Source organism: Enterococcus gallinarum (assembly GCF_021496385.1).
Classification (GTDB): domain Bacteria; phylum Bacillota; class Bacilli; order Lactobacillales; family Enterococcaceae; genus Enterococcus_D; species Enterococcus_D gallinarum.
Genome location: NZ_CP050816.1, coordinates 2838690 through 2859660, shown reverse-complemented (window position 1 = coordinate 2859660; position 20971 = coordinate 2838690). Strand labels below are relative to the sequence as shown.

Below are 20971 nucleotides of genomic sequence, written 5' to 3'. Positions count from 1 at the left end.
GTGCCTGTTTTCAAAAAAACATGCTAAAATCATATCGGTACTGAATGGCTGCCATTGTTGAAGCAGAGAGGGGAAAGGCAATTGAATGTAGAGAAATTTATTGCAGCACGAAAGGCTGCTGGGATGTCACAAAAAGAACTTTCAGAGGGTATTTGCACACAAGCAACTCTGAGCAGGTTTGAAAATAATGGACAAGTCCCTTCCTTGAAAATATTGATCAAGTTATGCAATCGAATCAATCTGCCTTTAGTGGATCTTTTTTCTTCAATCAATGTGGTGAATTCACAACTAGATGAACAACTAGAAAAAGCTGAATTTTCGCTGATTACCAGTGAATTTGAACAATTGGCTCAAATTTTGGGGAAAATCGATCCCAAAACGATCAAAGACGCCGATTTAAGAGCTCGTTATTATTATCTTAAAGGATTCGAGATGGTTTTTAACCAGGCGCCGTTCACGGATGTCTTGTTCCATTTTGATCAATTGCTGATGTCAAAGACGACCGACACAGTATTTCAACTGCTGGCCTACACGGGGATCGGCATCGCTTATGCGCGTGAAGCTGAGTTGGAAAAAGCGGAAGTATATTTCGATAAAGTATTTAGCGAAATTTATACGTATCCCATCCAAACAACGGAAGACATCTGGCGCGTTTTGAATATCGTTTTCCATTGCGGGGTTTTTTACGCGCAAACGAATGATCTTGAAACCAGCAACGCACTATTAAATTATGCGATCGCCATTTGCTCAGAGAATCATTTGACCTATTATCTGGCCCGTGCAGCTGCACAGTTGGCCAAAAATGCCCAAGCTGCCGGCGAACCAGCTTCTGTCATTCTAGAATTGATACAAGATGCACTTGCGTTTGCAAAAATCAACAAAAATCGGCTGTTGATCAATGAGTTAAATCAGATGAAAAAACAGCTATAATGATGCATGACTAAAGCAAATGAAAATGAGTCGTTATTTTTGATCCGTTTTATAGGGAACAACCTTTGATCTAGCAACGAAAGATCGAAGGTTGTTCTTTTTTTTATATAAGATTAGCGCGGCTTTGTATATAAAAAAATATATAATAATATTGACAAAAATGTTTTAAAGGAGTATTCTCTGATTGTGAAAATAATAACAAAAATGATGGTTCGCTAGCGAGTCGTTTGATTTTTGGAATCAAAGAAGGGATACAAATGGGTGAAGACTTTTTTCGAGAAGAAACAAGGGTCATTCATAGAATGGGTACAACCATCACATTACAAGTTGCCCATAACGATCCAATGTGGTTACTATCAGAATTAGAACGCCTGCTGCATGAATATGAAACACGATTTAGCGCAAACGATCCCCACTCAGAATTGATGGCGGTGAATCACGCAGCTGGTCAACATCCTGTGGTCGTCGATCCAGAACTTTATGAGCTGATCAAAATCGGCAAATATCATAGTTGTGCAGCAGACAGTCACTTGAATATTGCGATTGGTCCTCTTGTCCAAAGATGGCGGATCGGATTTACGGATGCAAAAGTCCTCACACCCTCAGAAGTAACTGCACTATTGCCATTGACAGACCCGCAACAAATTCGTCTGAATGAGGAAGAGCAAAGTGTCTTCTTGGAAAAACAGGGAATGCTGCTAGACCTCGGTTCATTAGCTAAGGGCTACATTGCTGATAAATTACGAATGTACTGTCATCAGAACCATGCTGTTTATGCTTTGATCAATTTAGGCGGTAATATCGTGACCTATGGCGCGTCTCCTAAACATCAGGATGGTTTTTGGCGTATCGGTATCAGAGACCCCCAAGGAACAAGGCAGCAATCATTGGAGATCATCAAAGTCAAGAATGCCTCTCTTGTGACTTCTGGTATCTATGAACGCTATTTACAGCAAGGAGCATCCGTTTATCATCACATCATTGATCCAAAAACAGGCTTTCCAACCAAAAGTGACTTAGCGAGTCTGACCATTGTTTCTAAGTCATCGTTGGAAGGAGAAATCTGGACAACTCGTTTATTTGGTAAACCGATCGTTCAAGTGGTGGATCAATTGAAAGCTCAGACCGGAATCGAAGGAATCCTTGTCACAAGGGAGAATCGGGTCTGCCACACGTCAGGGATCAAAGAAAATTATTTTGGAAAGGAAGAATAAAAAATGAAATTTATAGGCTTAGTAGGAACCAACTCATCACGATCAACGAATCGCGATTTGTTAAACTTCATGAAAAACTTTTTTGCTAGTGAAGCGGAGATCGAACTTGTCGAAATCGCCGGTCTTCCCTTATTCAATAAGCCGGAAGACCATGAGTTGCCGGAAGCAGTCAGAAGGATTGCAGAAAAAATTGAAGCTGCTGATGGCGTGATCATCAGTACCCCAGAATATGACCACGCCGTTCCAGCTTCGCTGATCAATGCCTTGAATTGGCTTTCTTATGGTATTTTTCCTTTTGTTGATAAGCCCGTTATGATCACAGGGGCGTCGTATGGCACACTAGGGTCTTCCAGAGCCCAGGCTCATTTGCGGCAGATTTTAGATTCACCGGAATTAAAAGCACGGATCATGCCAAGTTCAGAATTTCTTTTGGGGCACTCATTACAAGCTTTTGATGAACAAGGACGCCTGAAAGATGAAGAGCAAGTAACAAAATTGCGGGAACTATTCAGTGATTTTCTCTTGTTTGTGACGATCACAAGTCAGTTACAACATGCCCATCAAGCCAATAAACGTGAAGCAGAAAATTTTTCTTGGGAAACCATTTAATTGCGATAGGAGATAGAAAAGATGAAATTAATCGGTATCGTCGGATCAACAGCAGAAGTTTCAACCAATCGAAAATTATTAACATTCATCAAAAAACAATTCACCGAACTTTTTACTTTGGAACTGGTCGAAATCAAAGATTTGCCATTATTCAATCAAGATGATGATCAAACGAACAGTCCAGAGATCCAGCAACTAAATCGAAAAATCATTTTAGCCGATGGCGTAATCATTGCTACACCAGAGCACAATCATACAGTACCAGCAGGCCTGAAAAGTGTCTTGGAATGGCTTTCATTTAAGATTCATCCTCTTGAAAATAAGCCAGTAATGGTCGTGGGTGCTTCGTATTATGATCAAGGAACTTCCAGATCACAGTTGCATTTGCGTCAAATCTTGGATGCCCCAGGAGTCAATGCACTTGTGATGCCGGGGAATGAGTTTTTACTAGGAAAGTCAAAAGAAGCTTTTGATGAAGATGGGAATCTGATCGATCAACGAACAATTGATTTTTTAGGCAGCACGTTAGCAAGCTTCGTCAAATTTATTAACGTAGTCTCTGCATTAGCTGGACCTAAACAATTGCCACCAGAAGATTTACATGCGACTGGGAAGATCGCTACAACGGTGGAAGGCGTTGATATGTCTGATGATCAATGGCTTGAGAAAGCTGCAGAAGCAGTAGGGGCCGTTTCTGGAAATACTTATGTACAGTTAAATCGTGGATTATTGACCGTCGATCAAATCAATTACTTTTTAGATTCAATGCCGATGGAGTTGACCTTTGCGGATAGCAATAATCAATTCTTGTATTATAACTTGCGTCAAGAAGCCCATGAAATGTTGGCAGCTCGTGTTCCCGGTCAGGTGGGCAATCCATTAGCAAACTGTCACCCTGAAAAATCATATAAAAATGTGGAATGGGTGATCCAACAATTGCGCAGCGGCGCTACAGATGCTGTTCGGGTTCATGTACCAAAACAGGTTCCAGAGAAATACATCGTCCACAATTACCAAGCCATGCATGATGAAAATGGCGAATATGCAGGTATCAACGAGTATATTCTAGATTTCAAACCAATCATTGAATGGTATCTGCAACAAACCGGTCAAAAATTGGTGGGAAACGAAGATGCTGTCTCTAGCGCTTCTGTTCACGAGAACTCAGATGCTGTTACCAGTGCTTCTGTCCACGAAGATAACGCAGAGTCAGCTACGACAACTGGTGCGCCAGAGGCTGTCGTAGTCGATGCTGTTTCTAGTGCATCTGTAAAATAAAAGAGGACTAAATTTTTCCTATCCTAAAGGAGATAGAGGAATAAAATAATTCGATCAAAACTAACTGAGTGCAACTTCTTGTTTGCTCCAGAATAGTTTTGATCTTTTTTATATCACTTGAACCGTATAATTGACGGCAATGAGAGAGCACTGTCTTTTCTGATAGATTAACTGAGATCAAGTGATTCACGAAACTTTCTTGAAAAGTTTGCATATTTTGATTTTCATTCCTATAATTGTTAGGGAGGCCGTTGCCTCTCTGCTAGAAAGTCGCTGCTTGTTTTTCCATTGTTAAAAATCTTTCATCTTCTATAGCTTGCTTCATCAGTTATGCCGTGTTTTTCATTGAAGATCTTGTTTTCTTCTGATCATTTACATACTAATTTTTTCCCAAACAACCACTTATAAAAGATGTCGCTCCCAATAGGGGCTAGAGGAGGAATGTCATGAATTTAACTACCAAACTATTACGTCCATTGGGCTCTGGCATCGCAATGGGCGTTCCTTTGATTACTGGGATTCTTTCCAAAGACCCCATGATTTGTTCTGTTGGAGCCATGGGAGCTTTTTCTTATTTGGCTTTTCAGCACCGTTCCTTCAGTTACAATATAAAAGCAATCCTGATCCACGGTTTTGCATTGTTGAGTGCTTTTATTTTAGGGGCGATTACTTCATTGATTCCTTGGAGTGCACCGTTTATTATCGGCTGCTTATCCTTCACGGCTTTTTTACTTTCCAAAATCTACCGCTTGCCAAAACCAGATTATTTCTTTGTACTGATGCTCTACGCAACGGGATTCAATTTTCACCATCAAACACAGAATGTGACAGATGCTTTACTGGCGATTCTTCATCAAAGCTCCTATCTTCTTTATGGAATCGTAGGTTCTCTGGCGGCTGGGTTGCTGATCTCCGCTGCAGAAAGGCTGCCTTTTCATTTACCCAAAGATCGCTTTCAGCAGCTTTCTCTCAAAGATAAGTATTATGTCGCTCTTTACCACCAACCGGAAATGATCCTAAAAGCGATGCATTTTTCGATGATTTTATTTATTGCTACTTATAGTGGATATCTGTTGAGAGCAAGCAATGGTTATTGGATCTTGATTTCTGCAGCCGCGGTACTCGCTGGCGAACATATGGAAAACATCAAAAAAAGAACAATCGGTCGTGTGCTAGGAGGAATAGTTGGGCTCTTATTAGGTTTCTTACTCATGGCACTGGATTTACCATTAGAAGCAAAAGCTGCTATTTTGATTGTATTGAATGTATTGACGGAATATTTCATGCCTGTCAATTATACGATCGCCAACTTTTTTACCAATCCGCAAGTGCTGCTTTTGATGACTATCGGCAGTAGTTTTGTACCACTCCATCTGATTCCTTGGCGTTTCTCGGGAACATTGATCGGTAGTTTATTGGCTATGGGATTGATTTTTCTCATGGATTTTGCGTTAAAGCAAATCCAGCAAAGCATGATCTATCGCAAAGAATGATTGCTTGTTGAATAATGCTAGCTGACTTTAGAAATTAGTGCTGTCTGGCTTTCTATCTGCCAGGATTTGCTTTATCATAAAGAGAGAATGACAGAGCACAAAGCGAGGGGAGCAGATGCAGGAGATTTTTGAGAAGTATCAGCGATTGCTAGCAATCGCTGATGCTGGGATCTATTATGGCAAGGATATTTATGATCAAGAGCGTTATGTCGAAATGAAAGAAATTCTAGTGGAATTGATGAGCCGATCGACGAAAGAAACAACCGATACGCTTAAACTTGTGCTAGATGCCAATGAAGGGTATCCAACACCAAAAGTAGATGTTCGAGCATTGATTCGCCAGGATAACAAAGTCTTATTAGTGGAAGACATTCATACAAAAGAGTGGTCTTTACCGGGTGGCTATGCAGAAGTCGGTTTCTCACCCAAAGAAAACGTTATAAAAGAAGTGTTGGAAGAGACAGGATTAGTTGTTGAAGTTGACAAACTTTGTGCAGTATTTGATACTAATCTGCGCAAAGACATTCCACAATTGTTTCAATATTATAAATTAGTTTTTGCCTGTTCGATCAAAGAAGGTTCTTTTGTGACGAACAGTGAAACCTCTGCCAGTGGCTTCTTTACGTTGGAAGAGTTGCCGCCGTTGTCAATGAAACGAACGACAGCAGAACAATTAAAGATTTTGATTGAGGAAGAGCAAAATTTTGTGGATTGATCATTCACAAAAACAGTTTAACCAATAGGTCAGCAAAAGAAATCCTGATAGGATCTTTCTGTCAGGTAGGATTGGCTTTTCTGCGGAAAAGATGATCGTTCTTTGGCTGCCTATTTTTGTTTCTGACAGTACAGACTTTTTTTTGTTTTTACTATTCAAGTGGTACAATCGAAGCATAACGAGTATGAGGCACTGTGTATGGGAAATAAGCGGTTTTAGCATCTTAAATGAAAATGAAAATAGTTCTGAAATTTTTAGAAAAGTTTATTTACTTAGAGGAAAAGTTGGTATATCATTGATTTCGTTGTTTTAATAAGGATTCAGAGGGAAAATAATCGCGCCTATCTGAATAATGGAGGATTCAAAAAATGAAAAATGTGCTTCACTCTTATTTTGGGCTTGATGAGCTCAACACGACCATCAAGCGGGAACTCTTGGCTGGATTCACGACATTTATTTCAATGGCCTATATTCTTTTTGTCAATCCAACGGTCCTTGGTGCTTCTGGTATGGATGAGGGAGCGGTCTTTACAGCCACAGCATTAGCAAGTGCCCTCGGATGTATTTTGATGGGAGTCTTGGCAAAATACCCGATTGCGACAGCTCCTGCGTTAGGAATCAACGCGTTCTTTTCTTATTCAGTCTGTATCGGGATGGGTGTGCCTTGGCAAACGGCACTAGCCGGTGTTTTTGTCGCTTCGCTGATTTTTATTGCAATCACGATTTTTAAACTTCGTGAAATGATCATTGATGCGATTCCTTCCGACTTGAAATATGCTATTTCTGGTGGGATAGGCTTGTTCATTGCTTTCCTTGGTCTTAGTGAAGGTGGGATCATTGTTTCCGACGATTCAACGTTAGTTGCCTTAGGATCATTGAGTGTAGGTACGACATGGTTAACGATCTTTGGCTTGGTCATTACGGCTGTGTTGATGGTTCGTCGAGTACCTGGCGGGATTTTCATTGGGATGGCAGCGACGACCATTCTTGGTTTAGTGACAGGTTTGATCCACGCACCAAGTTCGATCGTTTCGGCAGCACCTAGTATGTCGTCGACTTTTTTAGTCGCATTGAAGCATGTCGGTGACATCAACACATTGCAAATGTGGGTCGTTGTCCTAACATTCTTACTAGTCACTTTCTTTGATACTGCCGGTACGTTAGTTGGTTTAGCCAATCAAGCAGGTTTCATGAAAGACAATAAGATGCCTCGAGTGGGGAAAGCATTAGCGTCAGATTCGACAGCAATGTTGGCAGGATCATTACTAGGAACTTCTCCAGTAGGCGCATATGTGGAATCTTCAGCAGGGATCGCTGTCGGCGGTCGTTCTGGACTAACAGCTGTGACCACAGGTATTTTCTTTTTATTTGGTCTATTCTTTTCTCCGCTTTTATCAGTAGTAACCTCTCAGGTTACAGCACCAGCATTGATTGTTGTCGGAGTACTGATGGCACAATCACTAAAAGAAATTAAATGGCATGAAATGGAAATCGCGATTCCTTCTTTTCTGATTTTATTAGGCATGCCTTTGACTTATAGTATTTCTGACGGGATCGCGCTAGGTTTCATTTTCTATCCAATCACAATGATTGCGGCCAAACGTGGTAAAGAAGTTTCACCGATCATGTATGTGTTATTCTTTGTCTTTATTGGTTTTATGTGGATCTTGAACGTTTGATCACGAGAAATAAACGGATGCTTGCTACTCATGAAAGAGCTAGCAAGCATCTTTTTTTGTGGCTTCCTATCTTTTGATGAAGTGAATGGCATCCGAAAGAGAATCAGTGCTTATTTTTGTTTCAGTTCTTGGTATAATAAAAGAAAAAGCAAAGTAGGGTGACTATGGTAACGGTAACGATTAAAGATATCGCTGAAAAAGCAGGCGTTGCGAAAAGCACCGTTTCCCGCTATTTGAATAATGGCTATGTTAGCGAGCAAACACGTAAAAAAATTGATGCAATTATTGAAGAGACCGGCTATCGGCCCAATACGTTTGCCCGCAGTTTAAAAGCACAAGACACAAAACTGTTGGGAGTGATCATTCCTAGGCTGGATTCTCCTTCCACCAACAGTGTGTTAGAAGGGATCGATGAAACAGCTCGAAAGAATGGGTATCAATTGTTAATCACGAATTCTAATCAAAATGAACAACGCGAATTAGAAAATATTGAGATGCTGGTCAAGCAAAAGGTTGCTGGTATCATTATGCTTGCTAGAGAGATCACGAGTGAGCTAGCACAAGTCTTGCAGCAATTGACCGTTCCTGTACTGATGTTGGGTCAACACTTACAAGGAGTCCATTCGATTGTCCATGATGATTATCGTGCGGGAGAGAAACTGGCAGAGTATGCAATTGAACTCGGCCATCGGTCTTTTTTGTTTATCGGAGTGACTGAAAAAGACGAAGCAGTAGGGATCTTGAGAAAAAAAGGCTTTACGGATGTGGTCGCTCAAATGGAAGGGACCAAATTATCTTTCATCGAAACGTCTTTTTCCAGAAGTGAAACCTATCAAAAAGCTCGCTTATTTCTAAAAGAGAATCAAGCGACCTACTTAGCCTGTGCCACAGACAACATTGCTGTTGCCGTATTGAAAGCCGCACATGAGTTAGGCTTGCGAGTGCCGGAGGATTTCTCCCTTAGCGGCTTCGGTGGATATGATTCGACGGATTATGTCTTTCCGACGATCACGACCACTCACTATCCTTACCACCAGTTAGGTGTCGATGCGGTGGAAACGATCCAGAAGTTGATCCAAAAAGTTCAAGTGCCAGAATTGATCAAGTTACCGAATCAACTGGTGATCAAACAATCAACGATTCCCATAGAACAAATACCATAATGATTCGTGAAAGGGACTGTGCCATAAGTCTCCGACAAGTAACACTATCCGAACCTTAACTATTATTGCTCCTGCGGTGCAGTGGCTCCTCGTCGCAAAAGTCCGAGGAATCTATCGTAATAGCATATGATTCGGTTTAACTTGTTGGATGATGACTTTGTCACAGTCTCTATTATTGCTCCTGCGGTGCAGTGGCTCCTCGTCGCAAAAGTCCGAGGAATCTATCGCAACAGCATATGATTTGGTTTAACTTGTTGGATGATGACTTTGTCGCAGTCTTTTTTTGATAAAACGGGTTGATTTTGCAAACGGTTTCTGTTATCCTTTTTGTAGAACCGGTTCCATAAAATAAGGTGAGTTGAAATGGAGGAAAATTAAAATGAAAGATCAGAAAATCATTGATCAGTTGCTCCAAGCAGTGGGTGGTAAGGAAAACGTTAAAAATTATGAGCATTGTGCCACTCGACTACGCATTATTTTGAAAAATGATGTTTTGCTAGACAAAAAGAAGGCAGAAAACATTTCTGAAAGCAAAGGTTATTTCTTTAATACAGGACAGCATCAGTTTATTTTTGGGACTGGAAAAGTAAATGAAGTTTATGAGGCTTTTGCTCAAACAATGGGTAAAGATGGTGAGCAGCAGACAGCCTTTAAAGAAGATGTTTATTCCAATCTGACGCCTGTTCAGAAAGTTGTTCGTACTCTTTCTGATGTGTTGGTGCCATTGATTCCGGCATTAGTTACAACTGGACTTTTGATGGGGATCCGTGGTCTGCTAGTTGAATTAGGGGTTCCTTTTAGTGCGGACTGGTATGCGCTCTTTGAAATGCTGACAGATACAGCCTTTGCTTTCTTACCTGTATTGATTGCTTATAGTGCCACCAAAAAATTTGGCGGTAATCCGATCATCGGGATCGTTGTTGGTTTGATGATGGTAGCACCTCAGTTACCCAATGCTTGGGCAGTTGCTAGTGGCGATGCACAGCCGCTACATTTATTCGGTCTTTCTATTTCAGGGTACCAAGGTTCGATTTTCCCCGCAATTATTGTTGGTTGGCTTGTTTCCAAATTAGAAAAAGGATTTAGAAAATTTGTTCCACAAATGATGGATTTAGTCGTCACCCCATTTCTGACTATCGTAGTGACGCTGACATTAGTTTTATTTGCATTAGGTCCCATTTTGCAAGTTGCAGAAAAAGCAGTGATCAACGGCATTGTTTACCTCGTACAAGCGCCTTTTGGTATTGGCTATATCTTATATGCAGCGGTTCAGCAATTGATTGTTATCACCGGTTTGCATCATTCATTGAGCATCATCGAACTTGGTTTATTAAATACTTCAGGAGAGAATGTCTTGCAAGTTCTAGGAACAGCGAGTATGGCAGGACAATTTGGGGCAGCAATCGCAGCTGCTTTTCTTTACCGAAACAAAGTCAAACGCTCGAATGCCATTAGTGCGGCTGTACCAACCTTGTTTGGGATCACGGAACCATTATTGTTTGGGATCAATCTTCGGTCCTTGCGTATTTTTGCTTCTGGCATGGTTGGGGGGGCCATCGGCGGCTTGATGACGTATGTTTTTCAATTGGCAGCAACAGGAATGGGCATTACATTTATTCCTGGTTTGTTGTTGTATACAGGAGATTTCGGCGCCATGTTGAAATACATTGCAGTGATCCTCATTGCGTTTAGTGTGGGCTTTGCCTGCGTCCAACTGCAGCGGAGAAAGATTTCCGATGAATTGAATGAAGAAACAACGATTGAGGATGACCTTCAAACGTTAAGCGCAACCGAGAATTAATGGAAAAATTGTAGAGAAGAAAGTGGTGGATGGATTTGTGTGCAAAAGAAGCCTGGCAAGAGCTGGAACAACAATCGGAACTAAAAGCAAAGATCGCTCAGGATAACTGGCGACTGTACTTTCATTTAATGCCGGAAACTGGGTGGATGAATGATCCCAATGGGCTTTGTCAGTTTAATGGGGTTTATCATTTCTACCATCAATATGTTCCTCAAAATCCTGCAGGAAAAGAAGCACCCCATTGGGGACATAAAACGTCAACCAATTTGGTAGACTTCAAAGAAGAAGCAATTTTTCTCTCACCAGAACATTCGTATGATCGAAATGGTGTATTTTCTGGCAGTGCGATTGTAAAGGATGATCAGATCCATTTCTTTTATACAGGAAATGTGAAAAACGAAGGGGACCATGATTATACTTTTAGTGGCAGAGAACAAAATACGGTCCATGTGATTAGTGATGGTTATTCGATTGAAAAACAAGAAGTAGTGATCCCGCATGAAGCATATCCTGCAGGGTTTACCGATCATATCCGTGATCCAAAAGTATTTGAAAAAGAGGGCCGTTACTATATGATCTTAGGGGCTCGAACTCGGGAAAGTGAAGGAAAGATTTTGATTTATCAGTCAGAGGATCTTTCACAATGGACCTATCAAGGGATATTTTTAGGGGATGATTATTCCCTTGGTTATATGTGGGAATGTCCCGATTTCTTTCAACTTGACGGACAAGATATTTTACTTTTTTCACCACAGGGAGTAGATCCGCAAGCTTATGCTTTCAATAATTTATACCAGTCTGGCTACTTATTAGGGGAAGTAGATTGGAAAAATTTGAAATTTAAGCCAACATCGGATTTCGTGGAATTGGATCGAGGGTTTGATTTTTATGCTCCGCAAACGTTCTTGGATCAAAAAGGGCGCAGATTGTTATGGGGCTGGATGGGATTAGGGGACACAAGTCCTGAATACTCGAATCCCACTGTTACTCGAGGATGGCAGCATGCGGCGACATTGCCGCGAGAACTGAGCTTCAATGGGCAACGATTGATCCAACAACCATTGCCAGAATATCAAAAATTACGTGGAAAGCCTTTCTTCTGGAACGTCGAGTTAAAGGATAGCGTTACTGCTCCAAAATTAGCTGGAGAGGTCTACGAACTGCAGGTAGAGCTAACCCAACAGACAAAAAAACTGCAGCTTCTCTTGCGCCAAGACACGATTCTCTCTTATGATGGTCATATTTTTACTCTTTCTCATGGGCCTTCCGGCTATGGACGCAAAAAAAGAAGCATTCAACTATCAGAATTACGACAGATCCAACTGTTTATGGACACTTCATCGATGGAAGTGTTCATAAACAATGGGGAGTATACCTTTACTTCCAGACTTTATCCGCAAAAAGAGCAAGACCAAATCGTCTTCTCAGGGACTGGCAGTTTGGCTATTCAACTGTGGCCATTCTCAAATTAGCAAATAGCATGCGCAATCAGCAAAGAAGCGTGATAGAAGGAAAAGAGCGTGTCTATTCGCGTTGCATCGATCGAATCAATTGCTTAAGGTTTGCTTCATTGATGCGATAACCCCTAGATTCACGATAGACACAATCGTTTTCTTTGAATGTTTTTAACGTGTAGGTCAAGTGCCGATAACTGACACCAAGGTATTCTGCTGTTTCTGTGAGTTTTTCTTGATAAATTCCCGCTACAGCTACTTCCAAGAGCAACAGCGCCAAGCGATAATTCAATTGGTAAGTCTGATTGATGGAGAAATGTTCCATCCGTCTAATTAATTTATCGCCGATATATTGACTGATCATTTTGACAAAATCAATGTCTTGCATCAATACTTGCTTGGCATGATCGATAGGAAGCGCTAAGCAAACAGTTGGACCGATCGCTAAAACTTCTTTGGTCGTTTTTTCAGCGGACACTAAGGTCAGATCTCCAATGAAATCACCGGAATGCAAAAATTGTAAAATCGATCGCTTGCCATTGGCTTGAGACTTGATAATCTTTGCTTTTCCTTCAAGGATCACGTACAAGTGAGTCAGTGTCCCGGCTTCTTCTTGTATGATCTCGTTGTGAGAAAACTCGTAAACAGAGGACTGTTCTAATGTTCCAGTGGAAAAAGGCAAGTCGAATTGATGAAACTTTTTGGCAACAGGATAAAGGGTTCGTTTCATTTTTTCTCTCTTTCTAGGAGAAATCTCCTACTTGTTTTTCTTAGCATACCACATAATGGAGGAGGAGCAAATGAAAGGAGATCTTATATGAAACGAACCCTCTTTTGGTCACTGTTTTTCTATGGTATCAGCGCATTAGGGATCAGCTTGACAATCAAAGCAGCTGTTGGTATAAGCAGCTTTAATTCATTGAATGTCTCACTATCCACAATCACAGGTATCAAGGTCGGAACCATTACGACAGCCATCAATCTGCTTTTCTTAGTCACTTGTTGGTTTCTGGACCACAGTCAAAAAAGCCGTTATCGGAAATGGATCAACTATTTGATTATGATGGCAGCATTGCTTTTCTTTGGCAATTTAGTCAATGGTATTTTATATGGCTTACTGCCAAAACTGACAGTGCCAAACTATTTGGCACAAGTCACATGTTTTATCATTGGGACATTGATTTCAGGACTCGCTACGGGACAAGTGTTGCGACTCAATCACTTGAAATTTCCTATTGAAAATTTTTGTCAGCTGATGGCTGATAGAAGTCGCTTTTCCTTCAAACAATATCGGTATAGTGTTGATGTGCTGTGTGTCATAATTTCAATCGGCCTTTCTACAGCTTTTTCATTTCCTTTGGTTGTGAGGGAAGGAACGGCCATTAGCTTATTCTTGTTATCTGGTGCTATCTCTTGGTCGCGAGAACGGTCATTTCTGTTCTTCCTAAAAAACCAATCAGTCAATGACATTGTTCAGTAAAAAAATGTCTGATTAACATTCATTCTTTCGGATGAATGTTTTTTTGATTCCTTTTTATAGTGTATAATTGTAGTGTGAATAAAAAAATGCTGAGAATAATCTAAAAACTACCCAAAGAGAATCATGAGAAAGAACGGAACGAGAAGAATCCTGATAGAGGTTAATTGTGAAGCGAAGCACCATGCAATTCTAGTGAAACTACTCAAAAAGGGGTGAAGACTTGAAGAAACTGCTTTTTCTTTTGGCTTTTGTTATCTGGAAAGGAATAGCCATACATGGAATTCCTTCTTCCTATGCGAAATTTTTAATGGGCTATCATGAGTTGGGCGCCAAGCTAGTGTTGCTTTGTTTCTTTGTTATCCTTTTTTATAGGGATTTGTTGGATCGTTTAAAAGAACTGAAGGTTCTCTCATTGATAAAAATAGGCTTACTGACATTTGTAGCGATTCTTTTAACAACGGTTATCTTCAACCAGATTATCTTTCCAGGTGAACAATCAATGACTTTTTATTATCCATCGTCTCAGAGAACCGTTCCTTTACTATTGGGGGCATTAGTAGTAGGCCCATTGTTCGAAGAAATGTTCTATCGCTATACGCTAATTTATACTGGTAGAAAAAGATGGCTGAGAATTGTTACGACATTGTGCAGTCTTTTGTTGTTTTCGTGGGCCCATATTGTTAATGCTAATGGTAATATTTTTTTGTTATACCCTTACTTTATTATTGGATTTTGGCTGACAATCGTCTATTTGCGCAACAAAAATCCATGGGAGTCTGTGTTTGCTCATATCGCTTATAATTCCTTGGTTGTCTTGCTAGCGATAATCGGATGATCTGCTAGCGTTGATTTTGCTGATTAAATGCGGCTACGCGTTCTGCGTTGATCCGCATGATCTCTTCTCCAGAGATATTTTGGTCATTGATGATAAGATCGAAGTCGGGATTTTTTGGTTTGTACTGATTGACGCCAAAGGCTACACTATTGGCAGGAATGTCTTTGGTAATAATGGCGCCTGCTCCAATCACAGTATTTTCACCGATGATGACTGGGCCAAGAATTTTGGCACCATCTGCAACGACTACATTTTCTGCTAAAATAGGTGTGCCCAGATTTTCCCAGGCATTCTTTTTCCGGTTAAACCGCTGATTTGAACCAATCGTTACATTCTGGAAAATCACAACATTGGCGCAAAGTTTCGCAGCAATGATCGTACAGCCGCGAGCATGGTGAGCAAAGCGGACACTTTTGTCCATCTCACCACAACGAATCTCGCAGCCATAACGATATTCTAATAATTCAGCTGCTTTCTTTCGTTCTTCTTTTTCTTCAGAAAAACAGTTGATTTGGATTAATTCTTCAAAAGTCATCGTTTCCATAATTTCACTCTCATTCATAGTTGTTTTTTATAGCTATAAAGACCGAATCTTTCATCAGGAGAAGGCTTACCAACGACAGTTTAGCGGATAGTTTTCCCCATCATATAAGATCATGATAGACCGCTGTTTTCGTGGCGCTCGGTGATTCATCTAATTCCTGAATCGAAATACCAACGTGTGTCAATTCTTCCCATTCGGTGAGCGTAGGAAGACGCCCCTTACAATAAAGGTTGTTTTCTGCAAAAACTAAAGGCAAGCACGCGAGATCTTCTTGCTCTAGAAGTTCCAATACAAGTGGGTGAGTAATGAAAGGCAGAATGCTTTCAGTCAAAACAGAAGAATGAATCACCAAGGATTCACCATGAAGTTGTTTATAGGCGCTGTGCCAAGACTCCGATTGAGGTAAATAGTCATAAAATTGTGTCTCTTCTGGCTTTTGCAGTAAATAAAGATCAATTTTGGGCATGGTATATTTTCTCCCTTTCTTATGTAGTGAAACGAACAGATAAAGTAGTTTTCATCGCTCACAACCCTTTAGTGAATGATACTCGGTGACCGAGCATCCGTCAAATAATGGCTGGATAAAAAACACTCGAATCTATCACAGCACTGGCTTTGATGGATTCGAGTATTGGTTTTGTGTAATAAGTGATCAGGAATTAGTTCGCTAAGAAACTAAAATCAGTCAATTCATCATAAGTGTAAGCTTGATCAATTTGTCCTTTGTCTTTAGTCCAAGCCACGATTTTGTCTAGTTGGTCCTGTGGGACTTTGGCAGCATAAGGATAGTCTTCTTTTTGGCTATCTAAGTAAGTACTCATGGCATCTGGGAACTGATAGTCGGCTAAGATATCAGCATATTCAGAAGCTTTGTGGCTGTTCATATAATCGATGGCTTGATCGTAAGCTTGATAAAATGCGGCAACATCTTGTGGTCGATCTTTTACCACATCAGTCATAAATTGCAAGGTACCACCTTTGATGCCAGCTTCTTTGGAACTGCCCAAAACAATTGCACCTTGAGCGGCTAACATACTCGCTTGCGGTTCTGTGTAGACAGCACCATCAACTTGATCGCTTAATAGTGCCTCAGAACGAGCCGCAAAAGAAGCAATGTCAACGATTTGATAAGTAAAATCATTTTCAGCAGCAAACTGGTCCATGATGTATTCTAAAATGAAGTTCGGTACAAGGGTAATCTTTTTATCAGCCAATCTTTTCATTTCAGAGATGCCTGAATTTGGCGAAGCTAAGACTTTAAAGTCTTCTAGAATGTCCGAAGTGATTGTCATGTCAATGCCATTTTGCTTAAACGTCGCTTCTGTCATCACATCACTGATAGTTGCGTCCAATTCTTTGGCTTGTACGGCAACATTGCGATCATTTGGAGAAGTAAAAGATTTGATTTCTACATTTAGACCTAAATCTTTAAAATAGCCTTCTTCTTTGGCCAGAATAATTGGAATCGCAGATTCTGCTGGTAAAATCCCCACATTCAACGTTTGATCGGTCACTTCAGCAGTTGTCGCAGAGGTGTCAGTTGTCTTAGTTTCTGAAGTGGAATCTGAATTGTTTCCGCAAGCAGCAACTCCTAAAGCCAATAATGATAAGCAAGTAAATAAAATCGTTTTTTTCATTTTTCGTTCCTCTTTCTTATTTATTCCTTGAAGGGATGTTCTTAATGGGTCTTTTTGAATAATTGTTCAAAAGATGTCTTATCCAATGAGAAGGGAATAATGTCTCTTCGTAGTTCCATGCGTGGGGTTTCTAGGGTGTTGAACCCTGGAATCGTCGTGAATGACAAGACAAAACCTTTCGCTTCTAGTGTTTTGATCGTCTGTTGATCATAGAAACCAAAGGGATAAGCAAAAACATCTTGTATCGCTACAGTTTGATTGCAGCAATCTAAATCAGCCGCAAATTTTTCAGCCGGTTCCCACATTGAGCGGCCCATCATTCCTTTTCGTTCATGGAAGTGAGTCGTATGATTGGCGTATTCAAAAACATCACTCATTTCGTTCAATTCCGAGCGACTGAGTGTTTTGGAAACAGCCGGCTTATAAGGGCTCGGTTCAGCAAACAACCAACCGCTGACAACAAAAGCGGTCGCTTTGAAGCCGGCCTCTTTCAATAACGGGTAGGCATATTCCCTCATGGATTGGTAGCAATCATCAAACGTCAACAAAACCGCTTTTTCTGGTAAAGCTTTCTTTTGAAGATAGTAGTCTTTGACTTCCTCCAAAGTAAGGGTATGATATTTTTCTGCTTTCAAAAAGTCGATTTGTTGTTTAAAATGAGAACAGCTATTGAATAACGGCAGTGGAAGAGCATCTTGATAGCCATCGGCAACTTCGATTGGTCGTGGTTGCTCACTTAACTCATTGTCTGGTCGTATTTCATGAAACACAAGTGTGCGGAACATCAAATGCATCCCTTTCTATTTTTTTTCGCAACAATCAGTATAGCATAGAATGTGAAAGAGGGAACAACTATTTTTTAGAAAGAAGGAGCCAATTTATGGCGATTCATTTAGAATCAGTCGCATTTTCATTTCAAGATCGCTTAATCTTTAACAATCTAGATTTAACCTTAGATAAGGGCCATACATACGTCGTCTTGGGAAAATCAGGGGTTGGTAAAAGCACACTGCTCTCATTGTTGAAAGGGTGGCAGCTGCCGCAATCAGGTCATATCGATTATGGCGATAACCATCCTTCTGAGATCGAATTGGTTTTTCAAGACTTACGTCTGTTTCCGTGGCAGACAGTTTATCAAGCGGTAGAAATGCCTCTTCAAATCAAAAAAGTCCCCAAAAACCAAAGAGAAAAGTTAGTCGAAACGTGCTTACAAGCGTTAGAACTAGATTCTTTCAAAGCGCGTTTCCCTAGTCAACTGAGTGGCGGCCAAAGACAGCGAGTGGCAATGGCAAGAGGATTAGTGACCAGTCCAGCATTTTTACTGTTAGATGAGCCGACATCGTCTTTGGATCAGGAAACCAAAGAACGTACGCAAAATCTGATTTTATCTGAGCAACAACGACTTGCGAACGGTTTAGTCGTAGTGACCCATGATACAGAAGAAGCTGCTTACCTTGGCGAGACGATCCTATTGGTTCAAGAACATCGAATACATCAGATCAAAAACCCAGTTTTCCACCAAGCTAACCGCCGTGAGACGATGGACTTTTATGCTTTTTCATTGGCATTGAAAAAGAAGATGAGAGGAGAAGTCAGATGAAAGCCGGACGTTCTTTTTTGTGGGGGGCAATGTCGTTTTTATTGTTATGGTGGGGAATCAGCTTGTTAGCGGATAACCGTTCGCTGCCGGACCCTTATCAAACTTTCCAACGATTTTGGCAATTGCGTGCAGAATTAGGGTTACATGCAGGGGCCAGTATGATTCGTGTCCTGATCTCACTGTTTTTTGCGTTGCTGATCGGTATACCTTTAGGGATTTTTCTCGGAAGAACAAAAATAGCAGCAATCGTTGATCCTCTGCTCTATTTCTTATATCCGATTCCAAAGGTCGCTTTTCTACCAGTTTTCATGATCTTTTTTGGTTTAGGGAATGTTTCAAAGGTGATCCTGATTTTTTCGGTGATCGTGATTCAAGTTGTGGTTTCGATTCGAGATGGGGTAAAAGAAATCCCAGCAACTTACTTTCAAGTGATGCAAAATTACACGCAAAACCCGCTGCATCAGATCCGTTTCTTGATTTTGCCAGCAATCCTGCCGGCATTGTTTGCCAGCATGCGGGTAAGTATTGGTATCTCGCTTGCCTCCTTGTTCTTTGCGGAAAACTATAATACGACTTATGGCGTCGGGTACTTGATTTTGAGTGCTTGGTCTAAAATGGATTATGAGCAAATGCTGTCAGGCATTGTTGTGATTGCATTGATGGGCTTTTTCTTCTTTGGTGTGGTGGATGGATTAGAAAAATGGGTGTGTCGCTATCGCAGCTGATTATTTTCCATCACTAAATCAAGAGTTTCATCTTGCTATTAAAGAATCATTCGCTCGCAGAGGTCGAGAAGTGGTTCTTTTCTTTTTGTGCCAAGTGAGGGGAGATAAATTTGGAAATGATCGTGTAATTGTGAGCAATTTCGTATATAATATATGCAGTTGATTGAGAATTATTCTCAGTAGAAGGAAGGATAAGAATGAAAGAAGCAGATTTCTCAAAAAATCTCTTTGATTTAGTGTCGGAACATCCGGAAATCAAAGATATTATGAGCAAACTTGGCTTTACTGCCATCAATAAACCCGGCATGCTCCAAACTGCCGGTCGCTATATGACGATTCCTAAAGGCGCACAAATGAAAAAGATACCTTTGGAAAAAATCATTCAATCTTTTGAAAATCAAGGTTTTCTTGTGAAAGGAGTCGACAAATGAGAACGAAGGAACAACGGCAAGAACGAATCGTCGAAATTTTGAGCTTGCTTCATCAAGGCGGTTCTTTTGAAGAAGCCAAACGCTTATTCAATGAAGAATTTGACGGCGTAGATGTCACTGAGATCACCTCGGCAGAAAAAGCATTGATTCAAAGCGGTTTAGACCCTTCGGAGATCCAACGTCTATGCAATATTCATGCGGCTGTATTTAAGGGATCGATCAACGAGATCCATCATTCAAATGAAGAATATGGACAACCTGGTCATCCAGTCCATACCCTCAAGCTAGAAAACCAAGTCCTGCAATCGTTATTGACGGACGAAATCGACGGATTGCTCAAGAAAATCAAAAGGGGGGACTGGTCACAAAAAGGACGTCTGCAATCAGCACTGCAGGATCTGTTACAGATCGACAAACATTATGCAAGAAAAGAAACGCTGATCTTTTCATATATGGAGAAGTATGGCATCTCTGCTCCGCCGAAAGTCATGTGGGGAGTCGACGATGATATTCGCGAGATGATCAAAGAGTTGAACCAGTATTTGGCAACTGACAAAGCAGCATATAATCCTCTAGCTGAAAAATGGCAGGCAGTAAAATCTGAAATTGAAGAAATGATTTTTAAAGAAGAAGAAATCATGGTTCCTATGACATTGGATGTCTTCAGTTTAGCGGATTGGCAACGGATCGCGGAAGATAGCTTTGACATTGGGTTTGCTTATATTCCTGAACCATTGCCTTGGAAACCAAGCCAAGAGTCACTGGAGAAAGAATTGGAACGGGAGCCAGCTCGTCAATTGGCCATCAAACAGGCCCAAGAAACCACAGCTGGTATTGCCGCGGGACTTGGGTTTGAAGAATTTGCTGAACCGCCAGTGACAACGACTGCTCCCACGAACCAAACCGTTGAATTTCCCACCGGTTCCTTGCAGCTGGAACAGTTGATTGCTATGTTCCAAACATTGCCAGTCGATTTGACGTTTGTGGACAATGAAGATCGGGTACGTTTTTATTCTGAAGGGAAGAGTCGAGTCTTCCCCCGGACAAATTCAGTGATTGGTCGAGAAGTAGTGAATTGCCACCCACCTAAAAGTATGCACATCGTTCAAAAAATCTTAGACGATTTTCGGTCAGACAAAAGAGAAACAGCTGATTTCTGGATTGACATGCGGGGACGAAAAATCTATATTCGCTATTTTGCGTTGAAAAATCCAACGGGGAAATATCTAGGCTGTCTGGAAGTCACGCAAGACATCACAGAGATCCAAAAGATCGAAGGACAAAGTCGGTTACTGGATGAGGAGTAGGAATGGAGTATTTACTCAACAAAACACATGCAAGCAGAAAAAAATGATAAAAACGCTTGCACGAAAATCAAATAAA

At 40.8% G+C, this 20971-nt stretch carries 21 protein-coding genes; 16 read left to right on the top strand and 5 right to left on the bottom strand.

The annotated features are described in order from the left end of the window. Positions 1 to 81: 81 nt before the first annotated feature. From HED61_RS13950 to HED61_RS13905, 10 genes are all read left to right on the top strand, one after another. Complete coding sequence (locus HED61_RS13950; RefSeq protein WP_156247973.1) at positions 82 to 930, top strand: helix-turn-helix domain-containing protein; 849 nt, start codon at positions 82 to 84, stop codon at positions 928 to 930. 257 nt (positions 931 to 1187) lie between these two features. Then, positions 1188 to 2144, top strand: coding sequence for an FAD:protein FMN transferase (locus tag HED61_RS13945; RefSeq protein ID WP_219644893.1), 957 nt, complete (start codon positions 1188 to 1190; stop codon positions 2142 to 2144). A gap of 3 nt (positions 2145 to 2147) precedes the next feature. Next, entirely contained in the window at positions 2148 to 2753 is a 606-nt protein-coding gene (locus HED61_RS13940) for an NADPH-dependent FMN reductase (RefSeq protein ID WP_021150173.1), read from the top strand. A 21-nt stretch (positions 2754 to 2774) separates the two neighbouring features. Continuing rightward, the gene (locus HED61_RS13935) at positions 2775 to 4031 is read left to right on the top strand and encodes an NAD(P)H-dependent oxidoreductase (protein ID WP_005470786.1); all 1257 of its coding nucleotides are present in this window, start codon (positions 2775 to 2777) and stop codon (positions 4029 to 4031) included. Positions 4032 to 4477: 446 nt separating this feature from the next. Beyond that, on the top strand, positions 4478 to 5524 hold the full coding sequence (locus HED61_RS13930; RefSeq protein ID WP_081131527.1) for an FUSC family protein: 1047 nt from the start codon (positions 4478 to 4480) through the stop codon (positions 5522 to 5524). Between the two features lie 115 nt (positions 5525 to 5639). Further along, on the top strand, positions 5640 to 6239 hold the full coding sequence (locus HED61_RS13925; protein WP_081131526.1) for an NUDIX hydrolase N-terminal domain-containing protein: 600 nt from the start codon (positions 5640 to 5642) through the stop codon (positions 6237 to 6239). Between the two features lie 368 nt (positions 6240 to 6607). Next, on the top strand, positions 6608 to 7918 hold the full coding sequence (locus tag HED61_RS13920; protein WP_060814017.1) for an NCS2 family permease: 1311 nt from the start codon (positions 6608 to 6610) through the stop codon (positions 7916 to 7918). Positions 7919 to 8082: 164 nt separating this feature from the next. Next, on the top strand, positions 8083 to 9081 hold the full coding sequence (locus HED61_RS13915) for a LacI family DNA-binding transcriptional regulator (protein ID WP_138371083.1): 999 nt from the start codon (positions 8083 to 8085) through the stop codon (positions 9079 to 9081). Positions 9082 to 9460: 379 nt separating this feature from the next. Next, positions 9461 to 10882 carry a PTS transporter subunit EIIC gene (locus tag HED61_RS13910; protein ID WP_219644895.1) on the top strand — a complete coding sequence of 474 codons (1422 nt, stop codon included), beginning with the start codon at positions 9461 to 9463 and terminating at the stop codon, positions 10880 to 10882. Positions 10883 to 10911: 29 nt separating this feature from the next. Continuing rightward, on the top strand, positions 10912 to 12354 hold the full coding sequence (locus HED61_RS13905; RefSeq protein ID WP_219644897.1) for a glycoside hydrolase family 32 protein: 1443 nt from the start codon (positions 10912 to 10914) through the stop codon (positions 12352 to 12354). Between the two features lie 52 nt (positions 12355 to 12406). Here the strand turns inward: HED61_RS13905 and HED61_RS13900 are convergent, their stop codons facing one another. Further along, positions 12407 to 13066 (bottom strand): cyclic nucleotide-binding domain-containing protein, encoded by a 660-nt coding sequence (locus HED61_RS13900; protein WP_170081251.1) that lies wholly within the window; start codon positions 13064 to 13066, stop codon positions 12407 to 12409. 87 nt (positions 13067 to 13153) lie between these two features. On the opposite strand from HED61_RS13900, the gene HED61_RS13895 reads away from it, so the two are divergent. Continuing rightward, positions 13154 to 13816 carry a YczE/YyaS/YitT family protein gene (locus HED61_RS13895; RefSeq protein ID WP_219644899.1) on the top strand — a complete coding sequence of 221 codons (663 nt, stop codon included), beginning with the start codon at positions 13154 to 13156 and terminating at the stop codon, positions 13814 to 13816. 220 nt (positions 13817 to 14036) lie between these two features. Beyond that, positions 14037 to 14651: a CPBP family intramembrane glutamic endopeptidase gene (locus HED61_RS13890; protein ID WP_219644901.1), complete on the top strand. Its 615-nt coding sequence runs from the start codon at positions 14037 to 14039 to the stop codon at positions 14649 to 14651. A 4-nt stretch (positions 14652 to 14655) separates the two neighbouring features. On the opposite strand, the gene HED61_RS13885 is transcribed toward HED61_RS13890, so the two are convergent. The 4 genes from HED61_RS13885 to HED61_RS13870 all read right to left on the bottom strand — a co-directional run bounded on the left by HED61_RS13885 (position 14656) and on the right by HED61_RS13870 (position 17617). Continuing rightward, on the bottom strand, positions 14656 to 15195 hold the full coding sequence (locus HED61_RS13885) for an LbetaH domain-containing protein (RefSeq protein WP_113849419.1): 540 nt from the start codon (positions 15193 to 15195) through the stop codon (positions 14656 to 14658). A 100-nt stretch (positions 15196 to 15295) separates the two neighbouring features. Beyond that, complete coding sequence (locus tag HED61_RS13880) at positions 15296 to 15661, bottom strand: arsenic metallochaperone ArsD family protein (RefSeq protein WP_003125889.1); 366 nt, start codon at positions 15659 to 15661, stop codon at positions 15296 to 15298. 193 nt (positions 15662 to 15854) lie between these two features. Next, entirely contained in the window at positions 15855 to 16832 is a 978-nt protein-coding gene (locus tag HED61_RS13875) for an ABC transporter substrate-binding protein (RefSeq protein WP_219644902.1), read from the bottom strand. A 41-nt stretch (positions 16833 to 16873) separates the two neighbouring features. Then, positions 16874 to 17617 carry a polysaccharide deacetylase family protein gene (locus tag HED61_RS13870; RefSeq protein WP_159151273.1) on the bottom strand — a complete coding sequence of 248 codons (744 nt, stop codon included), beginning with the start codon at positions 17615 to 17617 and terminating at the stop codon, positions 16874 to 16876. Between the two features lie 95 nt (positions 17618 to 17712). On the opposite strand from HED61_RS13870, the gene HED61_RS13865 reads away from it, so the two are divergent. The 4 genes from HED61_RS13865 to HED61_RS13850 all read left to right on the top strand — a co-directional run bounded on the left by HED61_RS13865 (position 17713) and on the right by HED61_RS13850 (position 20895). Continuing rightward, on the top strand, positions 17713 to 18432 hold the full coding sequence (locus HED61_RS13865) for an ABC transporter ATP-binding protein (RefSeq protein ID WP_171918076.1): 720 nt from the start codon (positions 17713 to 17715) through the stop codon (positions 18430 to 18432). Beyond that, positions 18429 to 19157: an ABC transporter permease gene (locus tag HED61_RS13860; protein WP_219644904.1), complete on the top strand. Its 729-nt coding sequence runs from the start codon at positions 18429 to 18431 to the stop codon at positions 19155 to 19157. Before HED61_RS13865 ends, HED61_RS13860 begins: the two co-directional genes overlap by 4 nt. A gap of 197 nt (positions 19158 to 19354) precedes the next feature. Then, positions 19355 to 19588, top strand: a complete 234-nt coding sequence (locus tag HED61_RS13855) for a DUF1858 domain-containing protein (RefSeq protein WP_003125896.1) — start codon at positions 19355 to 19357, stop codon at positions 19586 to 19588. Then, on the top strand, positions 19585 to 20895 hold the full coding sequence (locus HED61_RS13850) for a DUF438 domain-containing protein (RefSeq protein WP_171918075.1): 1311 nt from the start codon (positions 19585 to 19587) through the stop codon (positions 20893 to 20895). The genes HED61_RS13855 and HED61_RS13850 overlap by 4 nt, the downstream gene beginning before the upstream one ends. Positions 20896 to 20971: the final 76 nt, after the last annotated feature.